This window comes from Rhodococcus sp. FW305-130, from assembly GCF_058788335.1.
Genome location: NZ_JBYTAP010000001.1, coordinates 1,081,148 through 1,102,404 on the forward strand (window position 1 = coordinate 1,081,148; position 21,257 = coordinate 1,102,404).

At 62.5% G+C, this 21,257-nt stretch carries 17 protein-coding genes and 1 tRNA gene; 12 read left to right on the top strand and 6 right to left on the bottom strand.

The window, feature by feature from the left end:
• The 3 genes from egtC to AC3WQS_RS05290 all read left to right on the top strand — a co-directional run bounded on the left by egtC (window position 1) and on the right by AC3WQS_RS05290 (window position 3,053).
• On the top strand, window positions 1–747 hold the full coding sequence (gene egtC / locus AC3WQS_RS05280; protein ID WP_029255893.1) for an ergothioneine biosynthesis protein EgtC: 747 nt from the start codon (window positions 1–3) through the stop codon (window positions 745–747).
• Entirely contained in the window at window positions 744–1,715 is a 972-nt protein-coding gene (gene egtD / locus AC3WQS_RS05285) for an L-histidine N(alpha)-methyltransferase (protein ID WP_134999512.1), read from the top strand. Before egtC ends, egtD begins: the two co-directional genes overlap by 4 nt.
• A gap of 132 nt (window positions 1,716–1,847) precedes the next feature.
• Window positions 1,848–3,053: a PQQ-dependent sugar dehydrogenase gene (locus AC3WQS_RS05290; RefSeq protein WP_020908570.1), complete on the top strand. Its 1,206-nt coding sequence runs from the start codon at window positions 1,848–1,850 to the stop codon at window positions 3,051–3,053.
• Between the two features lie 3 nt (window positions 3,054–3,056).
• Here AC3WQS_RS05290 and AC3WQS_RS05295 read toward each other — a convergent pair whose 3' ends face one another.
• The 6 genes from AC3WQS_RS05295 to AC3WQS_RS05320 form a co-directional block, all read right to left on the bottom strand.
• Complete coding sequence (locus tag AC3WQS_RS05295; RefSeq protein WP_492711574.1) at window positions 3,057–3,944, bottom strand: cyclase family protein; 888 nt, start codon at window positions 3,942–3,944, stop codon at window positions 3,057–3,059.
• Window positions 3,944–5,524 (bottom strand): SLC13 family permease, encoded by a 1,581-nt coding sequence (locus AC3WQS_RS05300; protein ID WP_492711572.1) that lies wholly within the window; start codon window positions 5,522–5,524, stop codon window positions 3,944–3,946. The genes AC3WQS_RS05295 and AC3WQS_RS05300 overlap by 1 nt, the downstream gene beginning before the upstream one ends.
• 78 nt (window positions 5,525–5,602) lie before the next feature.
• On the bottom strand, window positions 5,603–6,259 hold the full coding sequence (locus tag AC3WQS_RS05305; RefSeq protein WP_024487329.1) for a hypothetical protein: 657 nt from the start codon (window positions 6,257–6,259) through the stop codon (window positions 5,603–5,605).
• 239 nt (window positions 6,260–6,498) lie between these two features.
• Entirely contained in the window at window positions 6,499–7,479 is a 981-nt protein-coding gene (locus AC3WQS_RS05310) for a ribose-phosphate diphosphokinase (protein WP_020970292.1), read from the bottom strand.
• Between the two features lie 72 nt (window positions 7,480–7,551).
• Window positions 7,552–9,003: a bifunctional UDP-N-acetylglucosamine diphosphorylase/glucosamine-1-phosphate N-acetyltransferase GlmU gene (gene glmU, locus AC3WQS_RS05315; RefSeq protein ID WP_019744653.1), complete on the bottom strand. Its 1,452-nt coding sequence runs from the start codon at window positions 9,001–9,003 to the stop codon at window positions 7,552–7,554.
• Window positions 9,004–9,093: 90 nt separating this feature from the next.
• Window positions 9,094–9,164: transfer RNA gene (locus tag AC3WQS_RS05320), tRNA-Gln, on the bottom strand.
• A 154-nt stretch (window positions 9,165–9,318) separates the two neighbouring features.
• On the opposite strand from AC3WQS_RS05320, the gene AC3WQS_RS05325 reads away from it, so the two are divergent.
• From AC3WQS_RS05325 to mfd, 9 genes are all read left to right on the top strand, one after another.
• A complete protein-coding gene (locus tag AC3WQS_RS05325) occupies window positions 9,319–9,972 on the top strand; it encodes a TetR/AcrR family transcriptional regulator (RefSeq protein WP_019744652.1) in 654 nt (217 codons plus the stop codon).
• A 189-nt stretch (window positions 9,973–10,161) separates the two neighbouring features.
• Window positions 10,162–10,803: a ScbR family autoregulator-binding transcription factor gene (locus tag AC3WQS_RS05330; protein WP_003946317.1), complete on the top strand. Its 642-nt coding sequence runs from the start codon at window positions 10,162–10,164 to the stop codon at window positions 10,801–10,803.
• A 285-nt stretch (window positions 10,804–11,088) separates the two neighbouring features.
• Window positions 11,089–11,535, top strand: a complete 447-nt coding sequence (locus AC3WQS_RS05335; RefSeq protein ID WP_020970291.1) for a holo-ACP synthase — start codon at window positions 11,089–11,091, stop codon at window positions 11,533–11,535.
• Entirely contained in the window at window positions 11,528–11,770 is a 243-nt protein-coding gene (locus tag AC3WQS_RS05340) for an acyl carrier protein (protein WP_003946296.1), read from the top strand. The genes AC3WQS_RS05335 and AC3WQS_RS05340 overlap by 8 nt, the downstream gene beginning before the upstream one ends.
• Window positions 11,767–12,957 (top strand): acyl-CoA dehydrogenase family protein, encoded by a 1,191-nt coding sequence (locus AC3WQS_RS05345; RefSeq protein ID WP_042952515.1) that lies wholly within the window; start codon window positions 11,767–11,769, stop codon window positions 12,955–12,957. Before AC3WQS_RS05340 ends, AC3WQS_RS05345 begins: the two co-directional genes overlap by 4 nt.
• Complete coding sequence (locus AC3WQS_RS05350) at window positions 12,954–13,910, top strand: amino acid--[acyl-carrier-protein] ligase (RefSeq protein ID WP_047888906.1); 957 nt, start codon at window positions 12,954–12,956, stop codon at window positions 13,908–13,910. The genes AC3WQS_RS05345 and AC3WQS_RS05350 overlap by 4 nt, the downstream gene beginning before the upstream one ends.
• Window positions 13,910–14,896: a DUF1839 family protein gene (locus tag AC3WQS_RS05355; RefSeq protein WP_019744648.1), complete on the top strand. Its 987-nt coding sequence runs from the start codon at window positions 13,910–13,912 to the stop codon at window positions 14,894–14,896. Before AC3WQS_RS05350 ends, AC3WQS_RS05355 begins: the two co-directional genes overlap by 1 nt.
• Before the next feature lie 2 nt (window positions 14,897–14,898).
• Window positions 14,899–17,502, top strand: a complete 2,604-nt coding sequence (locus AC3WQS_RS05360; protein ID WP_492711569.1) for a glycosyl hydrolase 2 galactose-binding domain-containing protein — start codon at window positions 14,899–14,901, stop codon at window positions 17,500–17,502.
• Window positions 17,503–17,630: 128 nt separating this feature from the next.
• Window positions 17,631–21,257: a transcription-repair coupling factor gene (mfd, locus tag AC3WQS_RS05365; RefSeq protein ID WP_031331022.1), complete on the top strand. Its 3,627-nt coding sequence runs from the start codon at window positions 17,631–17,633 to the stop codon at window positions 21,255–21,257.

Below are 21,257 nucleotides of genomic sequence, written 5' to 3' on the forward strand. Positions count from 1 at the left end.
ATGTGTCGGCACCTCGGGTATCTCGGGCCGGCACGTTCGGTTCGTGAACTCATCCACGACGGCGAGAACTCACTGATGCGACAGTCGTGGGCACCTCGCGAGATGCGCGGCGGCGGGACCATCAATGCCGACGGATTCGGTGCGGTGTGGTGGAACGGTGGAAGACAGGGACGGTACCGCAGTATCTCGCCGATCTGGTCGGACCCGACAGTCGACGAGACGTTGTCCCACATCGGTTCCGGAGCCGTCCTCGCCGCCGTGCGTTCCGCGACGGAGGGGATGGCCGTCGAGATCGGTGCCTGCGCACCGTTCGTCGACGGAACCTACGCTTTCAGTCACAACGGAGCGGTATCCGGTTGGCCTGGATCACTCGCAGACTTGGCGGCAGAAGTTCCGGCCGTCGAACTGCTGAAGATGCCCGCCCCGACGGATGCTGCCTTGTTGTGGACAGTGCTTCGGCATCGGTTGAAGTCGAAGCCCGCGGAGGTCGCCGTGACGAGCCTCGTTCACGATGTGGCTGCGGCGGCGCCGGATTCACGATTGAACCTCCTGTTCGGCGACGGGCAGGAACTGTGGGCCACGGCGTGGGGCCACACGTTGTACACGCGGGTCGACGAGTCGCGGGCCCTGATCGTTTCCGAACCGTTCGATCGATCCCCGGACTGGGAGCAGGTGCCGGACCGGCACATCGTCTGCGCGCGTCCCGGCCATGTGATCATCACCCCGATCCCGATGGGAGAAAAATGAAAACCCCTACGCTCGAGGTTTATCTGACACCGGCCGAATCGGTCGACGCACTGCGAGCCGAGGCCAGGGAGGGGCTCAGCGCAACGCCGAAGTGGCTCTCGCCCAAATGGTTCTACGACGCGCGTGGAAGTGAACTGTTCGAGGAGATCACGGCCTTACCCGAGTATTACCCCACCCGTACCGAACGCGGCCTGCTCACGCAGTACGCCGACGAGATCGCGGCGTTGACCGAACCCGAGATCCTGATCGAACTGGGTTCAGGTTCCTCGGAGAAGACGCGGTTACTCCTCGACGCGATGACGGCTCGCGGAACTCTGCGAACGTATGTACCGCAGGATGTTTCGGTGACGGCCCTCGAAGGCGCGGCGCAGCAAGTCGGTGCCGAGTTTCCCGGAATCGACGTGCTCGGAGTGGTCAGCGATTTCACGGGTTCGCTGCATCATCTGCCCGGTGGTGGACGGCGCGCGGTCGCTTTTCTCGGCGGAACTCTCGGTAATCTCGTTCCCGCAGAACGAGCCGAGTTCCTCTCGGGGATCGCAGCGGTGCTCGCTCCGGGGGAGAACCTGATCCTGGGTGTGGGATTGGTGATCGATCCGGCTGTTCTCGTGCCCGCCTACGACGACGCTGCCGGCGTGACTGCGCAGTTCAACCTCAACGTTCTCGCGGTCCTGAACAAGCAACTGGGAGCGAACTTTCCCTTGGAAGACTTCCGTCACGTCGCGCTCTGGGATGCCGAGAACCAGTGGATCGAAATGCGGTTGGAAGCACTTCGTGCACTCTCGGTGCATATCGACGACCTGGATCTGGAGATCACCTTCGCAGCGGGCGAGCAGCTGCGCACCGAGATCTCGGCGAAGTTCACCGAGGACGGGATTGCCGCGGAGCTCGCGTCCGCGGGCTTTGGGGTACGGAAGGTGTGGACGGATCAGGATCAGCGCTTCGCGTTGTTGTGCGCGCAGCGGGCGTGAGCGTTCACTAATCGACTCGAAACGCGGGTTTCCGCGTCTGGGAACGACTTCTGTGCGCTCGGTTCCGGCAGCGCAGACCGATTTGTCTGTTTATAGTGAGGCGCAGAACGGTTTCCGACCCGAGGAGAACGCGTGCGTCATCCGAAGCTCGCCGCATTGACCGTGGCCCTGACTGCAGTACTGGTGATGCCGGTAACGCAGAGCGTGGCTCAACCCTTCCCCTTCGACCCCGGCAGTTTCGGCAACGGAAGCACCGGATCGCTGGGCGGTGACGACCCGGACATCCCCATCGAGAACACCCTCCCGCAGCTGTCGGTCACCACACTCGTCGACGGACTCGACCACCCCTGGGACGTCGTGGCAGCCCCGGACGGCGCGATCCTGACGGGACAACGGTCCGGCGGATTCTTCGTTCGCCGAGGCGACAACACGACAGGTCCAGTCTCTGCTGACCTTTCGGATCTCTACGCTCAGTCCGAAACCGGGCTCATGGGCATCGCGCTTGCCCGTGACTTCGCTCAGTCGCGCACCCTCTACACCTGCCAGGGATTCAGCGCTGGGGGAGTCACGGACGTTCGAGTGATCTCGTGGACCGTCGACGCCGGATGGACCGCCCTCACTCGAACCGGAACCGTATTGCCAGGAATCCCGGTCTCGTCCGGGCGTCACGGGGGTTGCCGAATTCTGGCGGCCCAGGACGGAACGCTGTTCGTCGGGACGGGTGACACCGCGACGCCGAGCGTTCCGCAGGATCCGAATTCGCTGGGCGGCAAGGTCTTGCACATCAACGCCGACGGATCTCCAGCAGCGGGGAATCCGAATGCAGGCAGCCCCGTCTACACGCTCGGGCATCGCAACGTCCAAGGCTTGGCCGTGCAACCTGGAACCGGCCGGGTCTACTCGGTTGAACAGGGCACAAGCGTCGACGACGAAGTCAACCTGCTTACCCCCGGCGGAAATTACGGCTACCGCCCGGATCGGCTTCCCGGAACGTACGACGAATCCGTGCCGATGACCGATCCGGTGCGAGTGCCGGGAGCAATTGCGGCGGTGTGGCGTTCGGGTAGCTCCACGTTGGCTACCGCCAGCGCTGCCTTCACGGGCGGAGCCGCGTGGGGTGCCTGGGACGGTGCGCTCGTAATGGGTGGTCTCAAGAGCAAGGAACTGATCTTCCTCCGCCTCAGTGCCGACGGACGCTCGGTCGACGCGCAGACCTTCGGATTGGTGAACCAGTTCGGGCGCTTGCGCTCGGTGACTCCGACGCCGGACGGCTCGCTCCTGGTGACCACCGACAACGGAGCAGGCGACAAGGTGCTGCGGGTGACGCCAACGCCCTGATCTTCAATACCAGGCGATGACCCGGCACGGACCACCCGAACCACCCGCATGCGTCGGCGCTCCCACCATCACCGTGGCGCCGACGGCCGGAAGTGCGGACAGGTTTGCAAGGGCTTCGACTGCGTACTTTCCTGAGCCCAAAGCGCTTCGGTGAGCCCCGTGGGTGGTGCTTCGGCCCGCGTCGATGCTGAGGGTGTCCGAACCCACGGCCACTATGTTGCGCTCGCGGACGAGAAAGTCGATCGCTTCGGGGGCGAATCCCGGAGTGTGTTGCACGCCGAGTGCATCTCGATTCGTGAAGGCTCCGCCGGCACCGGCCCGGGTATCCCAGCCCGAGTTCATCGCCACCAGACTGCGAGGAGAGATCGTCCCGTGGGCGGCTTCCCAATCGAGGATGTTCTGGCGGGTGAGCAACGCGTCAGGGTCGACGGCGGCTCGGGCGCTGATATCGACGACCGCAATCGGTACGACGAGGTCGGCGACCGGAATCTTCTCGACGGTGATTCCGTCCGCACTGGCGTGCGCGGGCGCGTCGATGTGCGTACCGGTGTGTTCCTCGAGGCGGAGTTCGTTGAGGTAGAAGTTTCCGCCGAAACCAGAGGACCCGAGCGAGCCCATGGACCCGCCGGCGTCGGCGATCTTCGCCAGGTTCCTCATCTCGAACGAGCGCGCGCCCGGCCACACCGGGAAATCCGGCGTCAGTACATGGGTCAGATCGACGATGGTCCGACCCGATGGCGCTGCCGACGCAGTGGGCTGCACCGCGCCGGCCACGACGGTCGCACCGAGCGCAGTAGTGCCGAGCGCCGCGAACATCGATCGTCGGCTGACTTTCCTGCCCTCTCGTCCGATCGATTCGTAGACCTCCGACAACACCTTCGGTGAGCACATCAGAAACTCCAGATCACTGGGATCAACACCGTCGCAACTACCAGGAACCACAACAACATCGGGAGTCCGAGCTTCCAGTAGTCGCCGAACTTGTATCCGCCAGGTCCCATCACCATCATGTTCGCGGGAGTGGCGACGGGCGTCAGGAAGGAGGCTGCGGCAGCGACAGTCACCGTCATCAGAAGGGGCAGCACCGAGATATCGAGTTCGCTGGCGACCGAGATGGCGATCGGCGTGATGATCAGCGCGGTCGCGGTGTTGCTGATCAGCTGACCCAGCGTCGCCGTCACGACGAAGAGTCCGGCGACGACGACATACGGGCTTGCACCACCGACGACGTCGACGAAGGCATGAGCGAGTTTCTCGGCTGCGCCGGTCTGCTGGATCGCGGTCGAGAGCGGGATCATTCCGCCGACGAGAATCAACGTGGTCCACGAGATGGACCGATGCGCTTGCTCCACGCTGATCACTCGTAACAAAACCATTGCACACGCCGCGAGGAGTCCGGCTATCGCCGACGGTACCAATCCGAAGGTCAACATCACGACCATCGCCGCGACGACGACGAGGGCGATGACCGCACGAGTTCCCAACGGCGCTGCCTGCTTACGGATCTGACCAGGTGCGTCGACCACGAGGACGTTCGGATCGACCGCGGTGTGCGTGTCGAGATCGTCCCAGCTGCCTTGCAGGAGGAGCGTGTCACCTGCCGCCAACTTGACGCCCTTCGGGCCGCAGTCCTCACCGGCACGCTGGACCGCGAGGATCACCAGATCGCCACTGTCGGTCACCATGCCGGGAAAAGCCCTGTCGCCGATCATTTCCGAGCGCGGCGGGATTATCACTTCGACCACACCGTCGTGCTTGGTGATCAAGGGCTCTGCGGACGGCGCATCCTTGCCCATCAACTGATACTGCTTCGCGAGGGTCTTGGCGTGCCGGCTCAGGTCAGGCGACATCGACGTCCCCGCACGATGGGGGAGGACGTGAGGACCGAGAAGTACGGCGATCGCGATCGTTCCCAATACGAGCGGCGCACCGACCAAGGTGAAACTGAAGAACCCGAAAGCACCGGCCCCGGATTCCTCGGCGGCTTCGGAAACGATGATGTTGACCGGTGTTCCGGTCAAGGTGAGCATCGAACCGGCATGGGCGGCAAATGCCAACGGCAGAAGCAGTTGTGACGTCGACTTACCGAGACGCACTGCCAAGACGACCACCATCGGCACCAACGCGGCTACGGCTCCGTTGACGCTGATCAATGCGGTCAACGCGGCCGCCAGCAACATGATCGCACTCAAGAGACGGACTCGGGATTCACCGACTTTTGCCAGCAATTTCTCGCCCGCCCACGTGGTGACACCGGTGGCGTCGAGGGCTTCGCTGACGACGAAGAGCGCGGCGATGAACACCACCGTGGGATCGCCGAATCCGGCAAGCGCCTGCTCCATCGTGATGACACCGGTGGCGTAGAGCGCCAGGGCAGTGCCGATCGCGATGATGCCGACCGGGATTCGGCCGATCACGAACAGCGCCACGACCAGTGCAAGCACGACAAAGGTGATGGTGATGTCATTCACGATTCGTAAAGGTACCTGCTCATACAGAACGGCCCCGTCTCGCAAGGGAGACGGGGCCGTGGGACGGACGCGAAGGAATTAGTTGGAGGCGGCGATGCGAGCCTTCTCGAGAGCGGCCAGCGTGCGAAGAACCGTGGCCTTCTGCTTGTTGAGATCGCTCAGTCGCGCGCGCGCCGGCAACCCTTGTGCGAGTTCGGCGACCTTGATCTGCTCGTCGATCGAACCGAGCTGATCGAGAAGCCCTAGGACGCGAGCCTGGAGCGTGTCGATGTCCACGGTGTCCGTCTTGACCGGAGCGGCAACGCGCGTCGCTGTGCCCGTGCTGGCGGGGCGGGAAGCCCGTGCGGGTGACGTGTCGGCGACAACCGTTGCGGCACGGGGCCGAATCGCCTTGCGAACGGCGGCCGCATCGGGAAGGACGTCCATGCGGATCTCGTTCAGAACTCGGCGAGCCTCGCGAGCGTTGACGCGGTACTCGCGTTCTTCGTCGTCGTCGGACTGCAGCGTGCCGCCGAGCGGGCGCAGACCGTACATACCGAGGAAGCGCTTCGCGTCGTCGATGATGCCTTCGTTTTCACGACATTTTCCACAGCGGGGTTCGTTGCGGAACATGTCCACGGAGTTGTCGTCTCCGCACCAGACACAAGATCCTGGGCGCCACCGCCGGATCGTCGGAACTGATGAATTCAGGGAATGAGATTCGGGCCGGGATTCCAGGGTTTGCGCGTCGATCACGACGAGCCACACTAGGCGAAGATTGCGGCGCGGTGAACACCACCCCAACATCGACCTGGGTTTCTGGTCGTGGGCGTGATCAAGATCATGCTGAATGCCGTATTCGGTGGTATTCGTGTGTCCCACAGGTGGTTTCATGATGACCGGGTGGTCTGTTTCTGTGGTGTTCACGAAGACGACGACGGGCGCGTACCAGTGACCGTGAAGTCACAGGTACGCGCCCGTAGAGCAGCGTGAGACTAGGCGCTGCCGTTGAACAGCGAAGTCACAGAACCGTTCTCGAAAACTTCCTTGATGGTGCGAGCCAGCAGCGGTGCGATGGACAGCACCGTCAGCGTCGGGAACTTCTTCGACTCGTCGATCGGAAGTGTATTGGTGACAACAACTTCCTTTGCGCCACACGTCGACAGGCGCTCGGCAGCAGGGTCGGAGAGGACGCCGTGGGTTGCAGCGATGACGACGTCACCCGCTCCGGCCTCCTTGAGTACCTTGACCGCGCCGGCGATGGTTCCGCCGGTGTCGATCATGTCGTCGATCAGGATGCAGGTGCGACCTTCGACATCACCGACGACGCGGTTGGACTTGACCTGGTTGGGTACCAAGGGATCGCGCGTCTTGTGAATGAACGCCAGCGGCGCTCCGCCGAGCGAGTCGGCCCATTTCTCGGCGACACGAACGCGGCCCGAGTCGGGGGAGACCACCGTGATGTTCTCGAGGTTGTAGCCCGCGCGAATATGGTTGGCCAACTGGCTGTGTGCGTGCATGTGATCGACGGGGCCGTCGAAAAAGCCCTGGATCTGATCGGTATGAAGGTCGACCGTGATGATGCGATCGGCGCCGGCGGTCTTGAGCAGGTCAGCGATCAGGCGAGCGGAGATCGGCTCGCGTCCGCGGTGCTTCTTGTCCTGGCGGGCGTACGGGTAGAACGGAAGAACGGCAGTGATGCGCTTGGCCGATCCACGCTTGAGAGCGTCGATCATGATGAGCTGCTCCATCACCCACGTGTTCAGCGGTGCCGGATGACTCTGCAGGACGAACGCGTCGGAGCCGCGAACCGACTCTTCGAATCGAACGAAGATCTCACCGTTCGCGAAGTCGCGCGCGGTCTGCGGGGTGACGCTGATGTCGAGTTCCTTCGCCACCTGCTCCGCCAACTCGGGATGTGCGCGACCCGAGAACAACATCAGGTTCTTCTGGTTGTCGATCCAATTCGCAGTCACTGGTTCATGCCATCCTTTTGTACTTGCCGGTCGATCTGGTGGTGATCTGTGCTGTCAGGTAGTGCAGGGCTGTCAGGTTGTTGCAGGGCCGTCAGGTTGTGCAGCTGCTGCTGCAGCATCGGCCGCGGGCGTGCCGGGACGATTCTTCTGAACCCAGCCCTCGATGTTGCGCTGCAAACCACCCGAGACGGCAAGCGCCCCTGGCGGTACGTCGTTTCGCAGAACGGTTCCGGCCCCGGTGTATGCGCCGTCACCAACGGTGAGCGGGGCGACGAACATCGTGTCGGAGCCGGTTCGCACATGCGACCCCACCACAGTACGGCTCTTGTTCACGCCGTCGTAATTGACGAAGACGCTCGAAGCCCCGATGTTGCTGTGATGGCCGATGGTGGCGTCGCCGACGTAGGTAAGATGCGGAATCTTCGAATGCTCGCCGATGTCCGCGTTCTTCGTTTCCACGTATGCGCCGATCTTCCCGTGGTCACCGAGGCGTGTAGCCGGCCGCAGGTAGGCGAAAGGACCGACGGTCGCGTCGGCTCCGATCACGGAGTCGGTCCCGTGGGAGCGGACGACTTGCGCGCGCTCCCCGACGCTCACGTTGTCCAAGGTGGTGTCGGGGCCGATCACGGCGTCCTCGCCCACCGAGGTTGTGCCGGTCAACTGAACTCCGGGCAGGAGCGTCACGTCCTGTGCGATGTGCACGCCGCAATCGATCCACGTGCTCGCCGGATCGACGACGGTGACGCCGGCACGCATCCACGTCTCGAGGATCCGACGGTTCATCTCGCGGGCGAGCGTCGAGAGCTGCACGCGGTCGTTGGCGCCCGCGACGAGAACCGAATCCGCGATGTGCTGCGCGCGAACACGCTTGCCTGCGCGACGGGCGATCATGATCACATCAGTGAGATAGAACTCGTGCTGTGCGTTGTTGGAGTCGAGAGACGCCAGCGCATCGCGCAGAGTCTCGAAGTCGAAGGCGTAGACACCTGAATTGACCTCGGTGATCGAGCGCTGCGAATCGGTGGCTTCCTTCTCTTCGACGATGGCGTTGACTTCGCCGTCCGTCGTACGAAGGATCCGTCCGTAGCCGGTGGGGTCGAGGGCAGTCGACGTCAACACCGTGACCGCAGCCGCGGGGGCGGCAGTGTGCTGAGCGAGGAGGTCTGCGATGGTCTTGCCGTCGAGCAGCGGCACGTCGGCGGCCGTCACGAGTACGGTTCCGGCGAAGTCCGCCGGCAGACCCTCGAGTCCGCAACTGACGGCGTGCCCGGTGCCCTTCTGCTCGTCCTGAACGGCGACGGTGACGGGTCGGCCCAGTTCACCCGCGACTGCGTTGACTGCTTCGGTGACACGCTCACGATCGTGACCGACGACGGTCACCAGGTGCGTGGGGTTCAGTGAGGTTGCCGCGTGAAGCGAATGTGCCAGCATGCTGCGTCCGGCGAGAGTGTGGAGGACCTTGGGAGTCTTCGACTTCATTCGTGTACCGGCACCCGCTGCGAGAACGATCACGGCGGTCTGCACTGGTTTGAGCTCCCTCTGTCGATCAAACTGTCGATCAAGCTGTCGATCAAGACACGCATTTCCGCTCGGAAAATGCATGTTGTTCACCAGCTCCGCCGCCAGGACTCGAACCTGAACTATCTGAACCAAAATCAGAGGTGCTGCCATTACACCACGGCGGATTGCCACGCATTGCCGAGCCTTGCGGCCGAACGCGCGCAAGAATAATCGCATGCCGACCCGCCGTAGGTCGAACCGCTCCTCTGATTGGGTCCCCGAAGTCCCGATAGGCTGAGCGTCCACAGCAGTAATTTGTGTGTCGGCGAGAGGAAGACAATGGCGGCGGTGTCCGGTTCGGGTGGCGGGGATCCAGTTCCCGAACGAGTGACACGGATCCGGATGACCGGTACCCAACGTCGGCAACAACTGATCGAGATCGGGCGGGCATTGTTCGCCGAACGGGGATACGAAGCGACCTCGATCGAGGAGATCGCCCAGCGAGCAAACGTGTCCAAGCCGGTCGTGTACGAGCACTTCGGCGGCAAGGAGGGGCTGTACGCCGTAGTAGTGGACCGGGAGATGTCGCGACTCCTCGAGATGATCACGTCGTCGCTCTCGCAAAATCGCTCGAGAGTTCGAGTCGAGCGGGTTGCGTTGGCTTTGCTCACCTACGTGGAAGAGCACACTGACGGATTTCGGATACTCGTGCGCGATTCGTCCGTCGTCGCGCCCAGTGGGACGTATTCGAGCTTGCTCAACGATGCGATCAGTCAGGTGGGCTACCTGCTTGCGGGGGACTTCTCCAGACGCGGTTTCGACCCCGGACTAGCAACGATGTACGCACAGGCGCTTGTCGGCATGGTGTCCACTACGGCTACTTGGTGGCTCGACGAACGGACTCCGTCGAAGGAAGTTGTCGCCGCTCACCTTGTGAATTTGTGTTGGAATGGGCTGACGAATCTGGAAGCCGACCCACAATTGGAGGGTTAACCAGGCGCGCCTGCCGCGCAGAGATGGATCGCGGTCTAAGCTGTGTTCGCTGTATCACGATCGTTTGATGGGCAAATGTCTCATTTGTTTGCAGGGTGGGTTGAATGCCGAACCGTGCCTTCCATTTTGACGCTGTGAACGGGTAAGACCAAGGATTCGTTCGATGTGTGGTGATTGGAGGCCGGATCGATGGTGAGGCAAGAACGGGCAGAAGCCACCCGTGATTCGGTGCTGCGCGGAGCAGCGGGTGTGTTCTTGCGCCTGGGTTATGCCAATGCCAGCTTGAGCGAGATCATCGCCGAGTCGCAGGTGACCAAAGGCGCGCTGTACTTCCATTTCGGGTCCAAGGAAGAACTCGCGCGGGCGGTGATCGACGAGGGTTCGGCGCGTTTCGACGCAAAATGTGAGCTCTGGTTGGACCGTCGCACTCCCGCACTCGAGTCGCTGATCGGTATTTCGTCGGTCATCGTCGACATCGGTGCGCATGACGCCATGGTTAGAGCGACGTTCCGCTTGTTGGTCGAGATCGGGGACTATCGGGGCTCCGGGCCGGCGACTCTGGACGTGTGGCTCGATATTTACCGTGAACTTGCCAGCCGTGCGGCAGACGAAGGTGATCTGCGTTCGGACGCGGATTCTGCTGACATCGCTCGTTTCCTGTTGGAAGTGGCGTCCGGAGTTCGGCTGATGGCAGCCGCGACCGGGACCGTTCGTGAGCTTTCGGACTCCATGAAGGCATCGTGGAACCTGATACTCCCGATCGTGGTCCCGGAATCGAAAGTGGAGTACTTCAGGCAATTCGCGGCCCGCCGCCTTGCCAGCGATCACTGAAATCACTGACTCTCCGCACTGCTCCTTGGCCAGTTTGCTGCAAATGTCCTGGTAGCGACATTGTTCTCTTTGTTCTGCATTCGAAACAAACTAAGAGTATGTTTATAGTGTTGATGGGAATCTGGAAGTCTGATCTTGCCCATCATCTTCGGATTGCGGTATGTTCTACCGGTAGCTGAAGAATTGCTGAGAATGAAGGTTTGTCAGGGCAGGGTGACGGCGTCGGCGCACCGGGCAGCATAGGGGGCTGCCCGGCGTGTACGACCCCAGATGGGGAGTCAACAGATGGGTGACACTGCGCCGACGCCGATGCTCGATATCGGCCCGCGGATCGGCTGTGACGTAGTGAACGTCGTGGATGTCACTCGAAGTATCGAACTCTTCGGGCGGAGGTATCTCGATCGGACCTTCACCCCGCACGAATTGCAGACGTGCGCCGGGCCGGCGCGGGATCAACGATTGGCTGCACGCTTCGCCGCCAAAGAGGCTGTTGTGAAGGTGCTCAGGCCGGGTGACGTTCCCGTCCCGTGGAATTCCATCGAAATCACTCGGGCCGAGTGGGGTGGTTGTGGGGTGACGCTGTCCGGCAATGCCGCGGAACTCGCGCGGGCCCAGGATCTGCACGATTTTCAAGTATCTATCTCGCACGAAGCGGACGTGGCCATCGCAATGGTGATCGCAACACGCTCGGGCGCTCGCATCGAAAAGAAGGACGACATCGCTGATGATTGATCAGGCAATTCGGAAAGTGCTCGTCGAGCACGGTCGGCTGGCAGTCGACGTGAGCACGATCGATGGAGAGGCCGATCTTTACGAGTTGGGTTTGACGTCGCACGCGAGCGTGAATGTCATGTTGGCGCTGGAGGATTCGTTCGACATCGAGTTTCCTGACGAGTTGTTGCGGAAGAGTACCTTCGCAAGCGTCAAGGCGATCGAGGGTGCGTTGACGGAGTTGGGTGCTGCATGAACGCTCCGCAATCGCAGTGCGCCACCGGGACAGCCCTCGAGCGGGCCACACGGTTGGCCGACGAAGTTGCAGCGGTGTGGGCCGACGAAGTCGATGCCGAGGCAAGGTTTCCGCGTGAAACTGTCGACGCCATGCGAAGCGAACGGCTGCTGTCGGTAGCTGTGCCGAGGGAACTAGGCGGCGAAGGACTCTCGCTGCAGGAAGTGTCGCAGATCGCCCGTGTGATCGGAACACGCTGTGCAGCAAGCGGAATGATCTTCGCGATGCATCAGACGCAGATCTACTCGTTGGTCAAGCACGGCAACACCGAAGCGCTACGCGGGTTTGTCGAAGAAACGGTCGACAAGCAACTGCTGTTGGCATCGGCAACCACTGAGCTGGGAATCGGTGGTGACGTCAGCCGGAGTTACTGCGCGGTCGAAGACTTGGGCGGTCATCTGCTGTTGATCAAGAACGCGCCTGTCATTTCGTACGGCGAACACTCCGACGCGATAGTCGTGACGGCTCGGCGAACCCCGGAGAGTCAGCCGAACGATCAGGTTCTCGTTGTGTGTCGTACCCCAGACCTGACGCTCGAACGCACCACCGAGTGGAACACGCTGGGACTCAGGGGAACTTGCAGTCTTGGTTACATCCTTCGGGCCACCTCGACGCCCGAGATGGTCGCCGACGTACCGTATTCCGATATCTCCACCCATACGATGCTTCCGGTCTCGCACGTCGTCTGGAGTTCGGTGTGGTTGGGAATTGCCGACGCTGCAGTCGAGAAGGCACGCAAGTACGTGCGTGCCGCCGCCCGCAAGCAGCCCGGAGTCACTTCCCCCGGAGCGCTGCGGCTCGCCGAAGTTGCTGCTTCGGCACAACAATTCGCCGATCTTGTCGACGCCTCTGCACGCAGGTACGACCGCGCAGTTCACGCTGCGGAAGGCGCCGCCGATTTCGAGGCGACGGGAGCGGTGGGCTTTTCGCTCGCGATGAACAACCTGAAAGTCACAGCCTCCACCGCGGTGGTGGAAATCGTGGGGCAGACAATGCTGATCTGTGGCATCTCGGGATATCGCGAGGACACCGAATTTTCACTCGGTCGGCACCTTCGTGACGCGCACGGCGCAGCGGTGATGGTGAACAACGATCGAATCATGGCAGGTTCAGCGCACATGGCTATCGGATACCGGGGAACGCTATGACGACGGAGAATGTGACAACCGAGACTGTGACAGGCGAGACCGATCTGGATCGGGCTCGGGCTGCATTTCAACGCGAACTGCTCGTCGAAGGACTACTAGTCGAGACAGAGGTACCGGGACTCTACGGGCGTTCCGGCGTGTTCGAGGACATCGTCGACGGTATCGACCGAGTGGTGGTTGCAGCGGGGCCAGGCGCCGCCGCGACTCGGCTGCGGTTCCCGCCGGTGTTCCCGCGTAGCAGTTTCGAGCGCACCGACTACATCGCTTCGTTTCCCAACCTCACCGGCGCCATCAACACCTTCGCTGGTTCCAATCGCGATCACGCGCGACTGCTGGCCGATCGCGCCGACGGACAATCGTGGGATCGCCACCTCGAGCCGACCGAGACCATGCTCGTCTCCGCAGCGTGCCATCCTGCCTATGCGCGATACACCGGAGTTCTCCCCGAAGGCGGGGTGCTGCTGGACATCTACGGTTTTTGCTTCCGGCACGAACCGGCGATCGATCCGGCTCGCATGCAAGCGTTTCGGATGCACGAGTTCGTGACGATCGGTGACGCCGCGGCAGCGCGAGCGCATCGCGAGCACTGGATCGAGCGGGGGCTCGAGGTGCTCGGCCGGCTCGAACTCGACGCCACCCCGGTGATTGCCAACGATCCTTTCTTCGGACGCGCCGGAAAGATGCTTGCAGCCAACCAGCGTGAAGAGAATCTCAAGACGGAACTGACGGTTCGGCTCTACGGAGATCTCGACGAGGGCACGGCGATCGTGTCCTCGAACAACCATCTCGACCATTTCGGTGTCAACTTCGACATCCGAACGGCGGAGGGGGAGGTGGCGCACAGCTCGTGCGTCGGCTTCGGGATGGAGCGAATCGCGTTGTCCTTGTTGCGGACTCATGGTCTTGATGTGGCTGCGTGGCCAACCTCCGTACGCGAACGAATGGGCATCTGATGTCCCGGCTCATCGACATTTCACCTGATCGCTACCAACCCCATTCGTTGCACCAGGACGACCGGGTGTGGGCGCAGACCAACTGCTATACGGATCTGTGGATCGAAGTGTTGCATTCGCTGGGATTGGACCCCGTCCCGGCGCTGGCATGTGCCTTCTCATCGCGGTTCGACGGGACTCAGTGGACGTTCCTCAAGCTCAAGGCCGAGGACATCTACGCGCTGTACGGAATCGAAGTCGCCGAGATGAACGTCTGGCGGGCCCCGCTGATCCATGTCGAGGACAACCTCGCGGTTGGGATGCTGTCGACGGTTGAAGTCGACGGATACTGGCTTCCCGACACTCTCGGAACGAGTTATCACGAGGGGCACACCAAGACCACGATCGTGCCCAATCGGATCGATCGCGTTGCCGGCGAGCTCGAATACTTCCACAACAGCGGGTACTACTTGCTGCGAGGCGACGATTTCTCCGGTGTCTTCGATCTCGATCGTTCCTCACTTCCTTCGTTCGTGCCCTACGTCGAACAGATCAGGTTGAATCCGGTTCACGCGACCAACGCCGGAAACATCGCCGAAGTGGCTCGGCGGAACGTAGCGGTTCGAGCCGCGGGTAATCCCGTGCGAGAGCTGGGACGCCGGGTGATCGACGACCTCGAATGGGTGCAGGGGGCGGGTATGGATGCCTTTCACCTCTGGTCCTTCGGGCTACTTCGTCAGTGTGGTGCCAGCGCGGAGCTGGCAGCCGACGCCAGCGAGTTTTTGGACACTGCAGGTTTCTCCGGGACAGGCGAAGCTGCGCCAGATTTCCGCAAAGTGGCGTCCGGGGCCAAGAGCGTGCAGTTTCAGATGGCGCGTGCCTCCAGGGGCCGCGCGGTGGACCCGCGTGAGCAACTCGACGAGATGGCCGTGTCGTGGAAGAGAGCGATGGAAGTCGTTGCCGACACAGTCGGCGTCGACTCGCATCGACACTTGAGGTTGGTCTAACAGTGCCTCGTTCGTCAGCAGACCTGCTGGCCGGCGCGATATGGCGATGCGCTGCAACCGAACCCGGATCCATATCTGATCCGGATGCCCTCGAAACCGTGACCGAGTGGGTCGCAGCGTCTGTGCCTGGGACAGTCGTTGGTGCGATACAGGCGGCGCAAACGGACGCCGGACGCACGAAGTCCGTTGCATCGTCGTCGGTTTCATCATCGTCTGTTGCATCATCGGACTGGTGGTTCGTGACTACCGTGGCCACGACCGGTGAGGGGTCGTGGCTGCTCCAGTTCGACGGTGTGACGGCGTTTGCCGATGTCTGGATCGGCGGCGTCCATGTCGCGTCCACTGAATCCATGTTCATGCCTGGGGAAGTGAGCATTCCGGCCGTAGTCGGCGCTGGTAAACGCGTCCAGGTCGCTATTCATTTTCATTCTCTGTCCGCGATTCTGAGATCGAGGCGTCCTCGAGGACGTTGGCGCTCGTCGATGGTCCGTGAACAGGGTCTTCGGTGGATCCGAACCACGATGCTCGGTATGGCTCCCGTATTCAGTGGCGTTCCGGTACCGGTGGGACCGTGGCGGGGTATCCGGTTGTTGGACAAGGGAGTTGCCGCCGTAGTCTCGGCTGTCAAGCACGCGAGTGTTGACGGCACAACCGGTCACGTTGCCGTCAGCGCTCGGCTCACCGGATTGCCGGCCTCGCTGGAGTACGTGACCGTGCGCGTCGGCGAACACTCGCGACAATTGGCTGTAATTGCCGGACCGGACGGATTCCTCGAGGTGTCCGGCGTCGTCGAAGTGCCGGACGCGCAGTTGTGGTGGCCGCACACTCATGGCGCTCCTCGCACGTATCCGGTGACGATAGAAACGATCGGAGTCTCCGAGCATCTCGGTTCAGTGGGCTTCCGGACGGTGGAGGCCGACAGATCCGATGGTGGATTCCGTTTGAATGTCAACGGCATCCGGGTGTACTGCCGTGGTTCGGTGTGGGTGCCGACCGACCCGATCTCGCTTCAAGACGACGCCGGCACCACTCGTGTCTTGGAACGCCTGGCTGAGGCGGGCCTGAACATGATTCGAATCCCGGGGACGATGGTCTACGAGAGCGACCACTTCTGGGAGGAATGCGCGCGACTGGGCATTCTCGTGTGGCAGGACATGATGTTGGCGACGCTTGATCCGCCCGACACCGACGAATTCTTCGAACTCGTTGCAGCAGAGGTCACCGCGTTCTTGCACAGAGTGCGTGGAAATCCCGCTTTGGCAGTCTTCTGCGGCGGCAGCGAGACCGAACAGCAGCCGACCATGCTGGGCTTGGTCGATCAACACATCCCGCTCATTCATTCGAGACTGCCGGAGCTGATCTCAGCGGTGGCACCTGAACTCGAATACGTGACGTCGTCGCCCTCGGCGCCTCGCGGGGGAGAGCAATTGGCAACGCATGTCGGAAGCGGGGTCGCTCACTACTTCGGGGTGGGTGCCTATCGTCGTCCACTGGCCGACGTGCTCAGCGCGCGAGTACGTTTTGCGACCGAATCATTGGCATTTTCGATTCCACCGTCGAATGCCGTGATCGAGAACGAATTCGGTTCGCTCGCCGTCGCAGGGCACCACCCGGCATGGAAAGCCGCGGTGCCGCGGGACAACGGATCGTCGTGGGATTTCGAGGATGTTCGGGATCACTATGTCCACGCGCTTTTCGGCGAAGACGCTCGTGAAGTCCGGTGGTCCGACCCGGAACGCTATCTCGACCTGGGGCGAGCAGCCGTATGTGAGGCGTTCGCCTCGACGCTCGGCTACTGGCGTCGCCCGGATTCTCGGTGCGACGGCGCCTTGACACTCGCACTGCGAGACCTGGAGCCCGGACCGGGATGGGGGGTCCTCGATTGGAGCGGCAGCCCCAAGGCTCCGTGGTTCGTGCTCCGTAGGAGCGCCAAACCGATCGCGCTCCTGGTCACGGACGACGGTATGGACGGATTGAGGCTCGACGCGATCAACGAGACTGCCGAACCTGTCGTCGGCGAGATCAGGTTTCGAGCGCACAGTCGGTCAGGTGTCGTCCCAGTCGACGTCGCGCTACCGGTCAAGGTGGAATCGCACTCGAGTCTGACCTGGTCCGTGGACAGCCTTGTCGGCCGTTTCACCGACCTCACTCACGTCTTTCAGTTCGGGGCGCGGACATACGACGCCGTCACCGTCACACTCGAAGACGAAGACGGAGAGATGGTGGACGAAGTGGTGCACCTCCTGGGGAGTCCGGCACGGCCCCTCGAGCGGTCGGTCGGACTTGTCGCCACGGCGCGCAACGTCGGCGACGAAGAGTGGGTAGTCGACGTCTCGACGGATGCTTCCGCCCAATACGTTGCCCTCGAACTGCAGGGCTTCGAGCCCGAAGACTCCTGGTTCCACCTCGCGCCGAACGGTCGCAGGACTGTACGTCTACGGAGAACCAGCCAGGCGACGAAGGTAATCGGCCGGGTTCGGGCGCTCAACTCTCACACCAGCGTGGCCGTGGCACCGCCGAGCGCCCCGGCCACCCGATCTTCACCGGCCACCCGATCTTCACCGGCCAAGCGGACGACGAAGAAGCCGAGCGTTACGGGAAACTGAACGGATCGGACTGCGCTGCGAGATCGCACACCGATAGAATCGAACCGGCGCACAACTCTGCCTCGGTGGAGATCTTGCGCTCGGGCTGTGCGTCCGCAACCCGTCATCACTGTTCAGGAGCGCGTTCGTTGACTTCCTTGTCCTCTGCCCAGACTGCGCTCGCTGGACTCGCCGAGGTCGCCCTCGCAGACGCCGCGTTCACTCCAGTGATCGACTCGATCGGTGCGCCTGCCCTGGACATCGTGGCGCCGAAGCCGGCTCGACCATTCATCGCCGCTGCACTTGCCGCGCGCACTCCGGTGCTGCTGGTGACGGCCACCGGTCGCGAAGCCGACGATCTGACATCAGAACTCACCGAGATGCTCGGTGGAGGCGTCGCGCAGTTCCCGTCGTGGGAAACATTGCCGCACGAGCGACTGTCGCCGAGCGCGGACACCGTCGGGCGACGGGTGGAGGTACTGCGCCGACTCGCCAGACCAGACGACGCCTCGTACGGCTCGCCTCTTCGGGTGATCGTGACCACGGTGCGCTCTCTCGTTCAGCCGATGGCGCCGGGTCTTGGCGAGATCGAGCCGATCACGTTGCGCGTCGGCACCGAGATCGATTTCGATTCTGTTCTGGTTCGTCTGGTGGAGATGGCGTACAGCCGTGTCGACATGGTGGGAAAGCGTGGTGAGTTCGCGGTCCGCGGCGGCATTCTCGACCTGTTCTCGCCGACGGCGGATCATCCGGTACGTATCGAATTCTGGGGTGACGAGGTATCGGAGCTTCGGTACTTCTCTGTCGCCGATCAGCGTTCGCTACCGGACGTCGACGTCGATTCCGTGATCGCGCCGCCGTGTCGTGAGCTGATTCTGACAGCTGATGTTCGCGATCGAGCTGCGGCACTCGCTGCTGAGAATCAGGCTGACGCTTCGTTGGTCGAGATGCTGGACAAGATCTCGGCAGGCATCCCCGTCGAGGGGATGGAAGCTCTGCTCCCGGTTCTCAAACCCGGTGAACTGCAACTACTTTCCGATGTCCTTCCGGTAGGGGCGCACATCCTTCTGTGCGATCCGGAGAAGGTGCGCACCCGCGCCACCGATCTGGTGCGCACCGGCCAGGAATTCTTGGAAGCGTCGTGGACGGCGGCGTCGATCGGCGGCGCTGCACCGCTCGACACGTCGATCCTCAACGGCGGGGGAGTCGATCTCGGTGCCTCCGCATACCGGTCGCTTCGTCATGTTCGCGAATCTGCCGAAGCTGCCGGCCGTCCGTGGTGGACGGTCAGCCCGCTGGCGTCGGGAAATGGTGAAGAACTTGAAATCCCGGTTCAGGCGGCACCGCAGGTACGTGGTTCCGACGACCTCTTGGCCGAGCTGTTCGTCAGCCTCCGGGCACACGTGAGCACGGGCGGTCGCGCGGCGATCGTGGTGGCAGGCGCCGGCACAGCAAGCCGAGTCGTCGAGCGACTCGGTGAAGCCGAAGTGCCCGCAAAGATGCTCGACGGCGGAGCGACCCCCGCCCGCGGACAGGTCGCGGTGCTCCGCGGGTCTCTGCACGACGGACTGGTACTCGCCGGCGACGACTCGACGCCGGGGATGGTGATCGTCACCGAGTCCGATCTGACGGGCAACCGCGTTGCTGCGGTCGGCGACGGAAAGCGCTTGCCGGCCAAGCGCCGCAATCAGGTCGATCCCCTCGCGCTGTCTGCCGGGGACATGGTCGTGCACGATCAGCACGGTATCGGCCGGTTCGTCGAGATGGTCGAACGCACCATCGGCGGGGCGCGTCGTGAATACCTGGTCATCGAGTACGCGCCGAGCAAGCGTGGTCACCCGGGTGATCGTCTGTTCGTCCCGATGGAATCGCTCGATCAACTCTCCCGGTATGTCGGTGGAGAGTTGCCTGCGCTGAGCAAGCTCGGTGGATCCGACTGGGCGAACACCAAGCGTAAGGCCCGCAAGGCGGTTCGTGAGATCGCGGGTGAGTTGGTTCAGCTCTACGCTGCGCGTCAGGCGGCCCCGGGGCATGCGTTCGGCCCGGACACGCCGTGGCAGAAGGAACTCGAAGACGCGTTCGCCTTCACCGAGACCATCGACCAGTTGACCGTCATCAGTGAGGTCAAGGCCGACATGGAGAAGCCGGTTCCGATGGACCGGGTGGTGATCGGTGACGTCGGGTACGGCAAGACGGAGATCGCCGTTCGTGCCGCGTTCAAGGCAGTCCAGGACGGCAAGCAGGTGGCGGTACTGGTCCCGACGACTCTGCTTGCACAGCAACATCTTCAGACATTCACCGAACGAATGGCGTCGTTCCCGGTGAAGGTGCGAGGGCTGTCCCGTTTCACCGACGCCAAGGACTCGAAGGAAATCATCGCCGGCATGGCCGAAGGCGAGATCGACATCGTCGTCGGTACTCACCGGTTGCTGCAGACCGGTATTCGCTGGAAGGACCTCGGGCTTGTGATCGTCGACGAGGAACAGCGATTCGGAGTCGAGCACAAGGAACACATCAAGGCACTACGCACCCACGTCGACGTCTTGACGATGTCGGCTACCCCGATTCCTCGTACTCTCGAGATGAGCATGGCCGGGATCCGCGAGATGTCCACGATCCTCACACCGCCGGAAGAACGTCATCCGATCCTCACTTACGTCGGCGCGTATGCGGACAAGCAGGTTGCCGCGGCCATCCGGCGTGAACTTCTGCGCGACGGTCAGGTCTTCTACGTACACAACCGTGTCAGCTCGATCGACAAGGCGGCCAAGAAGATCCGTGAACTCGTCCCGGAGGCTCGCGTCGTCGTCGCGCACGGTCAGATGAACGAGGATACTCTCGAAAAGACCGTGCAGGGCTTCTGGGAACGCGACTTCGACGTGTTGGTCTGTACCACGATCATCGAAACCGGTCTGGACATCTCGAACGCGAACACACTGATCGTCGAACGTGCGGACTCGCTTGGCCTCTCGCAGTTACATCAGCTTCGCGGACGCGTCGGTCGTAGTCGTGAACGTGGATACGCATACTTCCTGTACCCGGCCGAAAAGCCGTTGACGGAAACGGCATACGATCGACTGGCAACGATTTCGCAGAATTCGGACCTCGGCGCTGGTATGGCAGTCGCGATGAAGGACCTCGAAATCCGTGGAGCCGGAAACGTTCTGGGCGCAGAGCAGTCCGGCCACGTCGCAGGGGTCGGGTTCGATCTGTATGTCAGGCTGGTCGGTGAGGCGGTCGAAGCCTTCCGGGCTGCAGCCGACGGCAAACCGATCACCATGGACGAGGGCACGAAGGAAGTCCGGATCGACCTACCGGTGGACGCGCACATCCCGCCCGACTACGTCACCAGTGACAGGCTCAGGTTGGAGGGGTACCGCAAGCTCGCTGCGGCAACTGATTCCGACGGCATCGCTGCCGTAGTCGAAGAACTGGTCGATCGCTACGGCCCACTGCCCGAAGAGGTTCGACGGCTGATCTCGGTGGCCAAGCTTCGACTGCTCTGCCGCGAGTACCAACTGGAGGAAGTCGCCGTCACCGGAACTCAGCTCAAGATCTCGCCGATGTCACTGCCCGATTCCAAGCAGATCAGGCTCAAGAGGATCTATCCGAGCGCGCAGTACCGGGCAACGACCGGGCTCGTGCAACTCCCGCTGCCTCGCACCGGCGGAGTCGGCTCGGATCGCCTGCGGGACGTCGAACTACTTCAGTACATCGCGGACTTCATCCTGGCGATAGACGGGCGCGCCGCCGGTGCCGTCCTGGTCGAGGCGTGA